We start from the raw sequence: 14,017 nt of genomic DNA, 5'->3' as shown, positions 1-14,017 counted from the left end.
TTACTCGCAAATTGGGCTAAATTTTAAAATTCTTCGCGCTTAAAAAGCATGATCGAGAAAAAATTGCCGCTTTACCGAGAGTTTTTTAAAACCCTTTAAATTTGCTTTTTAGATAAAAAAGTTGTATAATCGCTGCCTTTTAAAATCATCAAAAAGGATCAAAAATGAAAAAAGATATCCATCCAAACTTTGTCGAAACGACCGTTACCTGCGCTTGCGGAAACACCTTTAAAACGCGCTCGAACAAGCCTGAGATCCGCGTCGATATCTGCTCCAACTGCCATCCGTTTTTCACAGGTAGCGAGAAGATCGTAGATAGCGCGGGCCGCGTCGAGAAATTTAAGCAAAAATACGGAATGAAATAGTTGCTATATCTCATTCCTACGCCGATAGGAAATCTAAGCGATATCTCGAGCCGCGCGCTTGAGGTATTGCAAGGCTGCGAAATCCTAATCTGCGAGGATACGAGGGTTTCAAAAAAACTTCTAAACCTATTATCCGATAAATTTCAAATTTCATTTAAAATTTCACAATTTTACTCGTTGCACACGCACAACGAAGCGGAGTTTTTCGCGGGCTTTGATTCGTCGCTTCTGCGCGAAAAAGCTTGCGCATACGTAAGCGACGCGGGAATGCCATGCATCAGCGATCCGGGGATTACGCTCGTAAAATTTGCGCAGCGAAGCGGCGTAGCTTACGAGGTGCTTAGCGGTGCAAACGCTCTGCTGCTCGCAGCCGCCGCAAGCGGACTGGTGGAGAAAGAATTTAGCTTTTTAGGCTTTTTGAACAATGACGGCGCGCAGCGCAAAGCTCAGATCTTAAATTTAATGCAAAGCCCCTATCCATGCGTACTTTACGAATCCCCAAAGCGCGTGATAAAGCTAATAGAGCAGATCGCAGGGATCGACGCGCGGCGCAAAATTTTTGCGATCAAGGAAGTTACGAAAAAATTTGAAACCAAATTTTTCGGTAGCGCCGCAGAGGTCCTATTCAGCCTAAACGGCGCAAATTTAAACGGCGAATGGTGCGTCGTGATTGACGGCGCGGGCGAAAAGAGTTTTGAAAAAATCACGCAAGAAGATATTCTTTCGCTTGAGATCGCGCCGAAAATAAAAGCGAAACTGCTCTCAAAAATAAACGGCGAACCCGCCAAAGAAATATATAAAAATTTGATACGCTAAGTCATATTTTAACCGTTTTTCGCTAAAATCCCAAAATGATTATTTACGGCAAGCAGCTGTTTTTGCACCTTTTAAACCGGCATCCACAGAAATTTATCCGCATCATCCTTGCAAAGGAGTGCGAGAAAAAAATTTTTAAAAAGATCGCCGCGACCGGCGTAAAAATCGAGCGCGCCGATGCGAAAAAAGCTCAAGCCCTCGTTCGCGGCGGCAACCATCAAGGCTTTTTAGCCGAGGTGGAGGAGTTTAGCTTTGGTGATCTAGCTAGCGTTAAAGACGATAAATTCGTGCCGATCCTTTATGGGCTTACCGATGTCGGAAACATCGGCGCGATAATGCGTAGCGCCTATGCTTTGGGCGCGGACAGCGTGATCGTCGTCGCAAATAATCTAAATATGGCGGGCGTAGTGCGCGCAAGCTCGGGCGCGGCGTATGAGCTAAACGTCGTTAAGGCCGCAGACGGGCTTAGCGTGCTAAACGAGCTTAAACAAAGCGGCTTTGAAATTTACGCCGCGAGTGCGGGCGGGACGAGCTTTAAGGAGTTAGAGCTCGGCGCGAAAAACGCACTCGTAATGGGGAACGAAGAGGAGGGGATACCCGCTAGAGCGCTTAAAAAATGTGACTGCGCGGTATCGATAAAGATGCGCGAAGGCTGGGACTCGCTTAACGTAAGCGCGGCATTTGCGATACTATGCGATGGAATTTTAAATGGAAGAAATAAAAGAGAAGTTAAATAATACGGACGAGCAGGCGGAACAAATCGAGAAGCCGGAGCAAACGCAGCAACCAAAAAGCAGCGATCTGGATAAATTAAAATCTATGGATCTGATCGAGATAGCGCGTACTACGCGCATCGACGCGCAAAATTTAGAATACATCATCAACAAAGACTTCGAGAAGCTAGCAAATTTTAACGTTAGGGGTTACATTAAAATTTTAGAGCGCGAGTTTGGGCTGGATCTATCGGACTGGCTTAGCGAGTTTGAGAGCGCTAAAGCGAGCTTTGCGCCCGTTAAAAAGGCTAAAGTCGAGCAGGTTTATGGTCAAAGGGTCAGCCCTAACAAAAGCGGCGGCGGTTGGCTTTTATGGCTGCTTGTGATGGTGTTAATTATAGGCGCGATCTTTTATTTTGGACTTTATAAAAGTTTTGGCGACTTTTTGGGCTCGCTTTTATGGGAGCAAAACAAAACCACCTATTCTGACGCTCCGATTGTAAACAATACTCAAAAAAAGCTTGAAAACATCGGTATCGACGTCGTTTCGCACAACGCTACAGATGAAAAATTCGCATTAAAGTCAGATGCCAATGCAGCCGCTGTTGCGGATGAAAATTTAAGCTCGCTCAATGCGCTGGACCGCTCTATCAGGATCGAGCGCGCGAGCATTAAGACTGAGGAAAATTCTACCGACAAAAACGCCACGCAAAGCGCGCCCGCACCCAGCAAAAATATCGTGCTTAGCCCGCGCGGTAAGATGTGGATCGGCATCATCGATCTAAAAAGTGGTAAGAAGCGCGAGATGGTCATAAATGCTCCTTACGTCGTCGCTTCGCAAGAAGATGAGGAACTACTAATCTCTACCGGTCATGGGATGTTTGAGCTCGGCAAAGCCGATGGAAACGTAACTTTCAGTGAAAGAAACACTCAAAAATTTCACGTTAAAGATGGCAATATCACTAAAATTTCAGCCGATGAGTTTCTGCGCCTAAACAAGGGCAAAAAGTGGTAAAATCCTCGCTCTCGTGCGTGGCTCTTCGCTCTTAGGGCTTTTACCGCCGCTGAGAGTAAAATTTCGGCTTGCTACGGCGCTCGGTTTAAATTTAAATTCGCGAGTGTAAATTTAAAAGGTTTAAACTGCGCCGCCTTGGATAAAATTTTAAACGGCGTAGGTAAAATTAACGGTGCGATAAAATTTCAAACGGTGCGGGCGCTTGCGGTAGCGCGCTAAATTTAAGAGGCGCCGTCCATGGTGCCCTGCAAAACGGCAGCTTTGATCGTTATCGTTTTGATCGGACGTAAATTTAAACAGCGCCGCAAAGGGTCGTGATGCTCTAAATTTAAACAATCAATGCCCCCGCGGTTTTAAAATTTTAGCGAGGTAAAAGTTTAAATTGCTCGAGCAGTATAAAAAGCGCCGCTGCATCGATACAAAGGCTTGAAATTTTAGCTTTCGCGCGGCACGAGCAGATCGCGGCGCTTAAGGCGCGAAATTTTAAATATGGCTTGAAAATTACTTTAAGATAAGAGGTTTGAGATGTTTGACGAAATTCGTTTTTCAAAAATCGAGCGTTTGCCCAATTACGTTTTTGCCGAGGTCAATGCCATAAAAATGGCGGCGCGCAGAGCCGGCGAGGATATAATCGATTTTTCGATGGGCAATCCCGACGGCAGGACGCCGCAGCATATAATCGACAAGCTTTGCGAAAGCGCGCAAAAGGACAAAACGCACGGCTACTCCGTAAGCCAGGGCATCTACAAGCTACGACTTGCGTGCGCGAATTGGTACAAGCGTAAATACGGCGTGATCTTAGATCCGGAAAGCGAGATTGTCGCCGTGATGGGCTCTAAAGAGGGCTTCGTGCATTTAACTAGCGCGATCGTAAATCCGGGTGATGTCGCGGTAGTGCCCGATCCTGCCTATCCGATCCACACTCAAGCTTTCATCATCGCAGGCGGTAACGTAGTTAAAATCCCGCTTGCCTATGATGAAAATTTAAATTTTAATGAGAACAAATTTTTCATCGATCTGCAAAAAACCTTCGATGAAAGCATTCCGCGCCCAAAATACGTCGTCGTAAATTTCCCGCACAACCCCACCACCGTCGTCGTGCAAAAGAGCTTCTACGAGCGGCTCGTGGCGATGGCGCGGCAGGAGCGGTTTTATATCATCAGCGATATCGCTTACGCAGAGATCGCTTTTGAGGGTTACAAAACTCCGTCGATCTTTGAGGTCCAGGGCGCAAAGGATGTCGCAGTCGAGGCATACACGCTTTCTAAAACCTACAATATGGCGGGCTGGCGCGTGGGTTTTGTTAGCGGCAACAAAAAGCTCGTAGCCGCGCTTAAAAAGATCAAGTCGTGGTTTGATTACGGCATGTTTACGCCGATCCAAGTAGCCGCCACGATCGCGCTGGACGGGCCGCAAGAGTGCGTAGAGCAGATCCGCGCGACCTATCAGAAGCGTAGGAATTTTTTGATTGACGCTTTTGCGGATGCGGGCTGGCAGATCGCAAAACCTAGCGCGTCGATGTTCGCGTGGGCGAAATTACCGCCCGCGGCGGCTCATCTAAGGAGTATGGAGTTTTCCAAACAGCTTCTTACCAAGGCGCGCGTCGCCGTAAGCCCGGGCGTGGGCTTTGGCGCGGCAGGAGACGATTACGTGCGGATCGCTTTTATCGAAAACGAAAACAGGACCCGCCAGGCTGCTAGAAATATAAAAAAATATTTGAAAGAGATCTGATGAAGGTAGCGATTTTAGGCGTCGGCACCGTAGGTAGCGAAGTTGCAAACATTTTGATCAAAAACAAAGATATCATCCTTGCGCGCGCAGGCGTTAGCATAGAGCCCGTAATCGGGCTCGTGCGCGATACGAGCAAAAAAAGGGGCGTGCAAATTCCGCTTAGCAACGACGCTGGGAGTATCGTCGAGCGCGACGATATCGACGTTTTTGTAGAGCTTATGGGCGGGGTAGAAAAGCCCTATGAGATCGTAAGCGAAATTTTAAAGCGCAAAAAGGCGGTCGTTACCGCAAATAAGGCGCTTTTGGCTTATCATCGCTACAAGCTCCAGGCCTTGGCGGGCGATACGCCTTTTGGCTTTGAAGCGAGCGTAGCGGGCGGAATTCCGATTATCAAAACCCTGCGCGAGGGGCTAAGTGCCAATCGTATCGAAAAAATAATCGGCATCGTAAACGGCACGAGCAACTTCATCCTTACGAATATGATGCAAAAAAACGAGAAATTTGAAGACGCGCTAAAGCGAGCTCAAGAGCTCGGATACGCCGAAGCCGATCCTAGCTTTGACATCGGTGGGTTCGATGCGGCGCATAAGCTTTTGATCTTAGCTAGCATCGCATACGGCGTGCACGGCGATCCGGAAGATATCCTAATAGAAGGGATCGAGGAGATCACGCAGGAGGATATTTATTTTGCGCGCGAATTTGACTTCATAATCAAGCTGCTTGCGGTGGCTAAGCGCGCGTACGACAACAAAGTCGAGCTGCGCGTCCATCCCGCGCTCATTTCGAAGGATCAAATGCTCTCAAAAGTAGACGGCGTGATGAACGGCGTGAGCATCTACGGAGATTGCGTCGGCGAGAGTATGTATTACGGACCGGGCGCGGGCGGAAGCGCTACGGCAAGTGCGGTTATAAGCGATCTCATCGACATCGCGCGCGATAATAAAAATCCGATGCTCGGATATAAAATTTTGCCGAGCGAAAATTTTATGCAAATTTTGCCGAGCGAACAGATCCGCACGAAGTATTATTTCAGGCTGCGCGTGCGCGACGAGAAGGGCGTGCTCGCGAAGCTTACGAACATTATGAGCTTAAACGATCTTTCGATCGACAGCTTTTTGCAAAAACCAAAGCTCAAAACGGATGAGGAAGTGACGCTGTTTTTCACGACGCATACGTGCTGCGAGAAGGACATAAAGCGCGCAATAAGCGTGATCGGCGGCGAAAATTTTATCACGCAAAAGCCTTTTATGATCAGGATAGAAAGTTAGCTTGGGCTTAAAAGAATACATTTTCGGCTTTGCCTGCGAGGACCGTGCGGCGGAATTTTTACGCGGCGAAGGGTTTGAAATTTTAAAGCGAAATTTCCGCTGCCGCTTCGGCGAGATCGACATAATCGCGCGTAAGGGCGGAATTTTGCACTTCGTCGAGGTGAAGGCCACGAGCGGCGATTATGACGCCGCAGAGCGCGTGACTGGCGTCAAGATGGCTAAAATTTTAAAGGCGGCGGAATTTTATCTGATGAACTGCGATACGGAGGAGCCGTGGCAGATCGACGTCGTGGAAGTTTATCCAAAGCAGATAAAATTTATCGCCAACATATCTTTTTGAATTAGAATTTTTATTATTTATTTAAGATAATGAACTATAATCCGCAGAATTTTAACACAAGGAGAACATTATGGGAAAGTATATAGAGCTTACTTCGGAGAATTTCGACGTTATTAAAGAGGGTGTCGCGCTAGTCGATTTTTGGGCACCTTGGTGCGGGCCGTGCCGTATGATCGCCCCGATCATCGAGGAGCTTGCGAACGATTACGAGGGCAAGGCTAAAATTTGCAAAGTAAATACCGACGAAGCGCAGGATTTGGCGGTGCGGTTCGGCGTGCGCTCGATCCCTACGATTCTATTTTTCAAAGACGGCGAGCTAAAAGCTCAGCTCATTGGCGCGCAATCTAAGCAGATCATAGCCGACAAACTAAACTCGCTTCTGTAAATTTTAAAAGGGCGGCTTTCGCCCTTTTTTTCTCTCCCACTCATCGTTTTATTAATTAAATTCGTAAATTTAACGCCCACGGCTTTACTTAATAAAATAATTAAGGAGAAAAAATGTTAGATTTAGCAATTATCGGCGGCGGCCCTGCAGGGCTAGCGGCGGGGCTTTATGCTACAAGAGGCGGTTTAAAGGACGTCGTGATGTTTGAGATGGGGATGCCCGGCGGGCAGATCACCTCAAGCTCCGAGATGGAAAACTACCCGGGCGTCGCCGCGGTGACCGACGGGATGAGCTTTATGGCGCCTTGGCAAGAGCAGTGCTTTCGCTTCGGGCTGAAGCATGAGATGGTGCGCGTACTGCGCATCTCAAAAGACGGCGATGGAAATTTTACGATCTATCTCGAGGGCGATCAAACACGACGCGCGCGTGCCATTATCGTAGCTACGGGCTCTACTCCGCGCCGCGCGGGGATCGAGGGCGAGGATGAGTTCTTCGGTCGCGGCGTCAGTACTTGCGCGACCTGCGACGGGTTTTTTTACAAGGGCAAAGAGGTTGTCGTCCTCGGCGGCGGCGATACTGCGCTAGAGGAGGCTCTGTATCTAGCTAAAATCTGTTCTAAAGTCTATCTGATCCACCGCCGAGACGAGTTTCGCGCCGCGCCTTCGACCGTGCAAAAGGTGCGCGAAAGTGAGAATATCGAGCTCATTACAAGCGCGCTCGTAGAGCAGATCAAGGGCGATGCAAGCGGCGTAACTGGCGTCGTAGTCAAGGATAAAACAAGCGGCGCTGCGCGCGAGCTACAGCTACCCGGGATCTTCGTATTCGTGGGGCTTGACGTGCGAAACGAGGTGCTAAAAGACGAAAGCGGCAAGTTCATCTGCGACGTCACGCCGGGCGGGCAGGTCGCGGTAAATTTAAAGATGCAAACAAGTGTACACGGGTTATTTGCGGCGGGCGATATGAGGCAGGATGCGCCTAAACAGGTCGTTTGCGCGGCAGGCGACGGCGCAGTTGCTGCACTTAGCGCGATTGCGTATCTGCAAGGACACGATAAATAGGTATATCTTCGGCGTAGAATTTTGAAGCAAAATCCATCGGGGCTCTACATTTTTTCTGCGGCTTTTTAGCGCGGTTCGAGCACAATCTTTTGTTTGATTTACGGCGCGGCGGGCAAAACTGCTTCTGCCACGCTTTAAAATTTAAAACCACGCATAAAATTTCGAATGAAATTTTGATATAAAAAAGCGGCTAAATTTTAAAATTTCATAAAATTTAGCTGCGAGATAAGGCGTTTATTGCCTTTCGTAGAAGCCTGCTATGACATCTTTTGACTTCATTTTATTTACGGGATCTTCTTTACCGTTCGTGATAAGTTTAAATTTATCAGACAGACTTACTCTTTTACCCTCATTTACGATAAAATTTAGCTCGATAGCAAGCTTTGATGATCCACCTTCTTTATGTCCGAAGCTCGCGTCCAACTGCTCTGCCGTTATTTGCGAGTAATAAACGGCTGCTTTTAAGCACTCCATAATAAAGTCTATGTAGATTTCGGTATTGCTTTCTTTTAGTATCTCCCCTTTTAATTTGTCGTCGCAATCGACCGACTTCCATTCCTCCTCAAAAATTCTATTTTGCCTTTGATTTTTAAGTGTTTCTTGAAATTTAGCTTCATTTAATTTGCAGTATTCTTTTGCCAGCTTAAACAAACCCTGCGCGTCGTAAGCCTTGCCCTCATAAAAAGTCATAACCCTTTTTAAAGATGAGTCTAACATCTCTTGTTTATATGATTTAAGCCTCTGCTCTACATCCACGTCGCAGACCATCTTGACCGTCTTTAATCCGCCGTTTTCCTCTTTGCTCCACGTGATATTTTTGCAGATTTTCGAGCCTTCGATCGCTGTACCGATACTCATAGATTCAAAATCCGGCAGGGTGTAGTTTTTGACAAGTCCTACATCGTTATCGCCGCATCCTGCAAAAATCAACGCCGCAAGCGCAGCGCCCAATACGTATTTCATACTCGCTCCTTCAAGAAAAGTTAACGAGCAATGCTATCCATCTCTGTTTAATAATGGATAAATTTAGAGCTTAAATTTGAGATAAATTCGAGAAGCATGTGGCTAAAAGCATGAAAGATAAAATTTAAAGATGGAATTTTTAAAAGAATTCGGCGAGAGAGGGAGGGAATCGAACCCCCCGGAAAACGGTCAACCGCCCTCCTATCGGATTTGAAGTCCGCAGACGCCACCAGGTCGCCATCCTCTCCAAATGCGGGAATTATAGCGAGATAAAATTTATTTAGCTTTAAAGAGGCTAAATTTTAACCCTTTTCGGCTCATTATTAGCGAAGGTAGGATTATGAGCGCGCCCAAAAGCAGCAGGCTCATCACCAAACATATCAGTAGCCCGAAGTAGATCGTAGGCCAGAAATTACTCATCATCATCACGCTAAAGCCTAAAATGATCGCAAACGACGTATAATACATCGCGTATCCGATACTTGCGTGGCTCGCGCGGATCGCCGTAGCCTCGTCGCCGCTGCGCGCAAACTCCCGCTTGTAGCGATAGATATAGTGGATGACGTCGTCAACGCCGATACCGATGCTAATCGCCGCTATCGTGATACTCATGATATCTAGTGGAATGCCCGCAACCCCCATAATGCCGAAGCAGGCGCAAAGCGGGATCAAATTTACGACGATCGCGATGAGCGCATATGACAGCGAGCGAAAGATGATCACGAAAAGCACGAAAAGCACGAGCACGGTGATACCCAGGGTGTCTATCTGCGAGCTCATCAGGCTTTGAAGCATATTGTTGTAAAGCACCATTATGCCGCTAATCTGCGCGCTTGCCTGCTCGCCCTCGAGCAAAGAATTTAGCCCGCTTTGCAGATCTTTTAGGAATTTTGCTCTGCGTAAGCGCGGATCGCTGTCTATCGTGCGGACGCTAAAGTGCGCCTCGTTCGCTTCGATATTCACAAAGGGCGAAAGCACCATCTCGCGGTAGTTTGCCGGCATTTCAGAGTAGATTAGAGCAAGGCTTAGATCGTCCAGATCGCGCCCCTGATTAATCTGCTTGCCGAGCTTCAAAAGCGACGCAAGCGAGCTTACGTTGCCGATAAACTCGTGCCCCGTGACGTTTTTGTCCTTCAAAAAATCATCTATTTTGCCGATGATACGCATCTTTTCGGAGGTGAACCAATACTGCGGCTTGTTTTCGTTGGCGGCGTATTCGGCTTCGAAATCGCCAAAATCGTCGCTCGCAGCGGAATTCTGCTCTAAATTTACGGTGCCGCTTAGTTGCGCTGCCGCAGCGGAGCTTTGCTCGGTAAAATTTTGATCATTTAAATTTTGCGTCGCAGCAACGGAACTTTGAGGTGCGGAATTTCCTGCAATAGAATTTTGCGCTGTGGCGTTAGAATTCTGAGTAGCGGAATTATGCGCGGTAAAATTTCGTCCAGCGGGATTGGAATTTTCACCGCTCTTAAAATTTGCGCCGCCGCTTGCGGAATTTCCACTCTCGCTAGCGGGATTTGCGCCACCCGCACTTTTAAATTTAACGACGATATCAAGCGGGATCGTTCCTCCGAGATTTGTATCGATGACCTCCATGCCTGCGCGGATGTCGGTGCTTTTTTTGAAGTAGCCGATGAAGCTGTTTTCGACGCGCAGCTGCGAGATACCGTACAGCCCAAAGATCACCGCCGCAGCACACACTCCATAGACCGCGCCTCTGCTGCGTAGCGCCGTTTCGGCGCACCAAAGCGTAAATTTAAAGTGCTGCTCGAAGCTGCGGTTATTGTGCGTGCGCGGCAGAAGCGACATAACCGCACCGAATACTCCAAATGCCGTAACTAGCGAGATACTGATGCCTACGCTCATCATAATTCCCAGAGAAATTACGGGTTTTATATCGCAAAAAATTAGCGACATAAAACCGATAACGGTCGTAAAGATTGCGAAAAAGCAGGGTCTTGCGCGCTCGCGCAGCACCGCGTAAACGAGCTGGCGCTGCGAAAATGCGTGAAAGCGCGCGCTAAACTCGCGGTAGGCGACGATTAGGTGGATACAGACCGAAACCGTGATGATGAGCTGAAGCGCTATGAAATTTGAGCTAATGACCGTGACTTCAAAGCTCAAAAAGCCGAATAATCCCGCTGCGAGCACGACCGAATACGCGCAGATAATAAGCGGCAGTAGGATAAATTTCGCCTGTCTAAAAAAGAGCCAAAAGCAAGCTAGCAGAAGCACCAAGGCGCCGAGTCCGTAGGTCGCGAGATCCGAGCGGACGTAGCCTACCATGTCGTCGGCGATCATATTCAGTCCGCCCAAAAACAATTGGTCTCCCACAAATTCCTTCTCAAAGCCCGCGATCAGCGCGCGCAAAGCCATAATATCTCGGTGATCCTTTTCGCGCAGCTCGTCGCGGTAGGATTTAAAATTTTGCTCCGCAACTTTAAGTGCATCTTTAAGCTGTGAAATTTGAGCCCCCGAGCGGTTGCCCTCATGCTCTGCTTGCTCTAGAGAGCTTTTGGCTCCGTCTCTTAGTCGCAAAAGCTCCTCGTAGCGGGTCTGCGGCTTTAAATTTATTAAAATTGCGGTAGTGTGAAGGTCAGCGCTTACTAAATTTGACGCGTAAAAGGGGCTCGTGGCAAACTCGCGCCTAGCCGCGGTTAAATTTACGTCCGCGTCGGTAAGAGTGGGTATGTGCTTAAGCAGCTCGCTCATTCCCTCGCTTCTGTTTAGCAAAAGCGGCACGTTCGTGATGTCCGTGACGCTAGCGACGAAATCCAGTTTGGAAAAGGCCGCGTCCATCCGCGCTATCTTACGAATCGTCTCAGGCGCTAAAAGATCGCCAGCGGGAGTGTAGGCGACGACTAAGAAATTCGGCGTTTCGTAGCGCTTGGATACTTCGCGCCAAATTTGAAGGTCCTCGTCGTTATCAAGTAGAAGCGTCTGGCTCGAAGCATCGATCTCTAGCTTTGTGGAGTAATATCCGAAAAAGAGCGCCAGTGCCGTAAACAGCGCGAGCGTGATTTTCGGAAACGCGACGATTAGGCGAAAGATTTTTTTCAAATACCGCTCTTTTGAGTGCGTCGCTATTCGCCGCTATTGATGACGGTGGAATTTAGCCGCTTTATAAGCTCGTCAAAGCCCAAGCTTTGCGTTACGTCGCCAAGCTGCGAGCGGTAGGTCTGAATTAGGCTGACGCCCACGATATCGACGTCGTAGATGCGCCAATCAGAGCCGTTAGGATAAAATTTAAAATCTATGTCGTAGTTTTTCTGCTCGCCGATGACCTGCGTTTTTAGCACGCGGCGCTTATCGCTCGGGCTTTGTTTACTTAGTACCTTCATATCCTGATCGGTATAAAGCGAAAGCTTTTCGATAAAGGAGCGCTTTAGATGCGCCTCGAAGGCCTTGTTAAATTCCGCGATCTGCGCGGGGCTAAGGCTAACGTAATGTTTAGCAAGTGAAAGCTTTGCCATCATCTTATAATCAAAATAGCCGTCAAAAAGCGCAAAAATTTTCGCAGGCTTTGCGTCTTTGGGTGCGCCGCTTCGCATAATACCTACGGCCTCGGCAACCTTCTGGCTCATTACCGGCTCGATATCCGCATCGCTAATAGCGTGCGCCGAAATCAAAAGCGCTCCGCAAAGCGCTAGAACTTTTAAAATTTTCATTTTTATTCCTTTATTAATTTCTCGCGATTTTGCTCGTAAGCATCGCGTAAAAACGGATATAGATCCACCGCATCTTTGGTCATTTTTTCATAAAATTTCGGATCGCGCGAGTAGTCGTTAAATATTCTAAATCCATTGACGGAGTTTCGAACGGTGCCATCTTTAATATAATTTATCGGGTTTGAAAAATAATCTCCGACAAGTCCCGCTGTATCGCGTAGATTGCTTTGTCCCAAAATCGGCCAGACGATGTGCGGACCTGCCGGCACGCCCCAATACCCGAGTGTTTGCCCGAAATCCTCGTCGTGGCGCGAAATCCCGTAGTATTTGCCCGCCATATCGTTAAGTCCTCCGAAGCCGACGGTCGAATTGATCAAAAACCGCTTCGTCTCGTCCCAAGAATTTTCAAATTTACCCTGCAATAGGTTATTTACGAGTCTCATCGGATATAAAATATTATAGAAAAAATTTGAAAACGCGCCCTGGATCGGATCGGGCATTACGTAATCGTAGCCGCTGGCTATGGGGGTTAATATGTATGAGTAAAATACGTCGTTGAAGCTCGTCATAACGCGGTTATAGCCGCTAAGTGGATCGAAAACCTCACGCTGCGCGAACTCCTCGTCAAAACCATCCGTATCGCTAGGCGCCGCGTCTTGCTTTTGCGAACAACCGCAAAATGCCAATGCCGCGGCTAAGAATAGAATTTTTATAAATTTCAAATGCGACCCTTCTTTATAAATCAAAGTGGCGATTTTACAAATTTAAAGAAATTTTGTCAATAAGGGTAAAATTTCGTATAGAATTTCCCTCTTTATATCGCAGAATAAAGCCTGTGGCTCTTTAAGAAATATATCAGAGGATATATTATAGAATCACGCGAAAGTAAATAAGAAAGGATGAAAATGGATGCAAAATTTGCTTTGGAATTCCTACTTGGCAAGGAAACATCGCTTCTAGCCAAGCACATTAAGCTGCTTAAGGCCGTAGATGAGACTAAAAGTATTACAAAGGCCGCAGAGATCGTAGGAGTGTCGTATAAAAACGGCTGGGATGCGCTAAATTTAATCAACAATGCGAGCAAAAAGCCGCTCATCGTCCGCACTCAAGGCACTAAGAAAAATAGCGGCTCCGAGCTCACTCCATACGCTCACAAGCTGATTCGCGCCTATGATGCTATCAGCCACGCGGGCGAGACGTTTTTGAGTGAAATTTTAAAGCTTGATGAGATCACCGAAGAGAGTCTTTTAAGCCTAGAGAAGATCGGTATGAAACTTTCTGCACGCAATCAGCTAAGCGTTGAGATTACGGATGTTCAAACGGGCGCTGTAAATTCTCAAATCACGGCTAAGCTCGCAGGCGGCGAAATTTTATGCGCGACGGTAACCGTGGAGAGCGAAAAGAATTTAGGGCTGAAAGCTGGCAAGGACGTGCTGTTTTTATTCAAAGCTCCAAGCGTCATCATCGCTAAAGGAGTCTCGGAGAAGCTAAAACTTAGCACGACGAATAAAATCAAGGGCACGATTAGCAAGGTCAAAATCGGCGCGGTAAACGCAGAGATCTGTCTAGGCACAAGCTCGCATCAAAGCATCACCGCGATCATCACGCGAGAATCTGCCACCGCGATGGCTCTAGGAGTAGGAGATGAAGTAACGGCGATCATCGAGCCTAGCGAGATCATTATTGGCGCGTAAT

At 47.6% G+C, this 14,017-nt stretch carries 14 protein-coding genes; 10 read left to right on the top strand and 4 right to left on the bottom strand.

The window, feature by feature from the left end:
* Positions 1 to 164: 164 nt before the first annotated feature.
* From rpmE to trxB, 9 genes are all read left to right on the top strand, one after another.
* Positions 165 to 365, top strand: a complete 201-nt coding sequence (rpmE, locus tag QZ367_RS05485; protein ID WP_177387662.1) for a 50S ribosomal protein L31 — start codon at positions 165 to 167, stop codon at positions 363 to 365.
* Positions 366 to 1,181 (top strand): 16S rRNA (cytidine(1402)-2'-O)-methyltransferase, encoded by an 816-nt coding sequence (gene rsmI / locus QZ367_RS05480; RefSeq protein WP_291938387.1) that lies wholly within the window; start codon positions 366 to 368, stop codon positions 1,179 to 1,181.
* Positions 1,182 to 1,216: 35 nt separating this feature from the next.
* Positions 1,217 to 1,918: a 23S rRNA (guanosine(2251)-2'-O)-methyltransferase RlmB gene (rlmB, locus tag QZ367_RS05475; protein ID WP_291938386.1), complete on the top strand. Its 702-nt coding sequence runs from the start codon at positions 1,217 to 1,219 to the stop codon at positions 1,916 to 1,918.
* Positions 1,890 to 2,909, top strand: coding sequence for a hypothetical protein (locus tag QZ367_RS05470; RefSeq protein ID WP_291938385.1), 1,020 nt, complete (start codon positions 1,890 to 1,892; stop codon positions 2,907 to 2,909). The genes rlmB and QZ367_RS05470 overlap by 29 nt, the downstream gene beginning before the upstream one ends.
* Positions 2,910 to 3,434: 525 nt before the next feature.
* The gene (locus QZ367_RS05465) at positions 3,435 to 4,640 is read left to right on the top strand and encodes an LL-diaminopimelate aminotransferase (protein ID WP_291938383.1); all 1,206 of its coding nucleotides are present in this window, start codon (positions 3,435 to 3,437) and stop codon (positions 4,638 to 4,640) included.
* Positions 4,640 to 5,908: a homoserine dehydrogenase gene (locus QZ367_RS05460; protein WP_291938381.1), complete on the top strand. Its 1,269-nt coding sequence runs from the start codon at positions 4,640 to 4,642 to the stop codon at positions 5,906 to 5,908. The genes QZ367_RS05465 and QZ367_RS05460 overlap by 1 nt, the downstream gene beginning before the upstream one ends.
* Position 5,909: 1 nt before the next feature.
* Positions 5,910 to 6,248 carry a YraN family protein gene (locus QZ367_RS05455; RefSeq protein ID WP_291938379.1) on the top strand — a complete coding sequence of 113 codons (339 nt, stop codon included), beginning with the start codon at positions 5,910 to 5,912 and terminating at the stop codon, positions 6,246 to 6,248.
* 70 nt (positions 6,249 to 6,318) lie between these two features.
* On the top strand, positions 6,319 to 6,633 hold the full coding sequence (gene trxA / locus QZ367_RS05450) for a thioredoxin (RefSeq protein WP_291938377.1): 315 nt from the start codon (positions 6,319 to 6,321) through the stop codon (positions 6,631 to 6,633).
* Positions 6,634 to 6,746: 113 nt separating this feature from the next.
* Complete coding sequence (trxB, locus tag QZ367_RS05445; protein ID WP_291938374.1) at positions 6,747 to 7,691, top strand: thioredoxin-disulfide reductase; 945 nt, start codon at positions 6,747 to 6,749, stop codon at positions 7,689 to 7,691.
* Positions 7,692 to 7,925: 234 nt separating this feature from the next.
* Here the strand turns inward: trxB and QZ367_RS05440 are convergent, their stop codons facing one another.
* From QZ367_RS05440 to QZ367_RS05425, 4 genes are all read right to left on the bottom strand, one after another.
* On the bottom strand, positions 7,926 to 8,654 hold the full coding sequence (locus QZ367_RS05440; RefSeq protein WP_291938372.1) for a hypothetical protein: 729 nt from the start codon (positions 8,652 to 8,654) through the stop codon (positions 7,926 to 7,928).
* A gap of 276 nt (positions 8,655 to 8,930) precedes the next feature.
* Positions 8,931 to 11,714, bottom strand: a complete 2,784-nt coding sequence (locus QZ367_RS05435) for an MMPL family transporter (RefSeq protein ID WP_291938370.1) — start codon at positions 11,712 to 11,714, stop codon at positions 8,931 to 8,933.
* A 23-nt stretch (positions 11,715 to 11,737) separates the two neighbouring features.
* The gene (locus tag QZ367_RS05430; protein WP_291938369.1) at positions 11,738 to 12,322 is read right to left on the bottom strand and encodes an ABC transporter substrate-binding protein; all 585 of its coding nucleotides are present in this window, start codon (positions 12,320 to 12,322) and stop codon (positions 11,738 to 11,740) included.
* Between the two features lie 2 nt (positions 12,323 to 12,324).
* Positions 12,325 to 13,044, bottom strand: coding sequence for a VacJ family lipoprotein (locus QZ367_RS05425; RefSeq protein ID WP_291938368.1), 720 nt, complete (start codon positions 13,042 to 13,044; stop codon positions 12,325 to 12,327).
* A gap of 183 nt (positions 13,045 to 13,227) precedes the next feature.
* Between QZ367_RS05425 and QZ367_RS05420 the strand changes: the two genes are divergently transcribed.
* Positions 13,228 to 14,016, top strand: coding sequence for a TOBE domain-containing protein (locus tag QZ367_RS05420; protein ID WP_291938366.1), 789 nt, complete (start codon positions 13,228 to 13,230; stop codon positions 14,014 to 14,016).
* Position 14,017: the final 1 nt, after the last annotated feature.

This window comes from Campylobacter sp. (assembly GCF_019423325.1).
Taxonomy (GTDB): Bacteria; Campylobacterota; Campylobacteria; order Campylobacterales; family Campylobacteraceae; genus Campylobacter_B.
The sequence above is the reverse complement of the archived record's forward strand: the minus strand, read 5'-3'. Positions and strand labels throughout refer to the sequence as shown.

Excerpts from the sequence above, each read along its gene's own strand:
- rpmE (WP_177387662.1), top strand. The coding sequence starts at position 165 with ATGAAAAAAGATATCCATCCAAACTTTGTCGAAACGACCGTTACCTGC.
- rlmB (WP_291938386.1), top strand. The coding sequence starts at position 1,217 with ATGATTATTTACGGCAAGCAGCTGTTTTTGCACCTTTTAAACCGGCAT.
- QZ367_RS05470 (WP_291938385.1), top strand. The coding sequence starts at position 1,890 with ATGGAAGAAATAAAAGAGAAGTTAAATAATACGGACGAGCAGGCGGAA.
- QZ367_RS05465 (WP_291938383.1), top strand. The coding sequence starts at position 3,435 with ATGTTTGACGAAATTCGTTTTTCAAAAATCGAGCGTTTGCCCAATTAC.
- QZ367_RS05460 (WP_291938381.1), top strand. The coding sequence starts at position 4,640 with ATGAAGGTAGCGATTTTAGGCGTCGGCACCGTAGGTAGCGAAGTTGCA.
- trxA (WP_291938377.1), top strand. The coding sequence starts at position 6,319 with ATGGGAAAGTATATAGAGCTTACTTCGGAGAATTTCGACGTTATTAAA.
- trxB (WP_291938374.1), top strand. The coding sequence starts at position 6,747 with ATGTTAGATTTAGCAATTATCGGCGGCGGCCCTGCAGGGCTAGCGGCG.
- QZ367_RS05440 (WP_291938372.1), bottom strand. The coding sequence starts at position 8,654 with ATGAAATACGTATTGGGCGCTGCGCTTGCGGCGTTGATTTTTGCAGGA.
- QZ367_RS05430 (WP_291938369.1), bottom strand. The coding sequence starts at position 12,322 with ATGAAAATTTTAAAAGTTCTAGCGCTTTGCGGAGCGCTTTTGATTTCG.
- QZ367_RS05420 (WP_291938366.1), top strand. The coding sequence starts at position 13,228 with ATGGATGCAAAATTTGCTTTGGAATTCCTACTTGGCAAGGAAACATCG.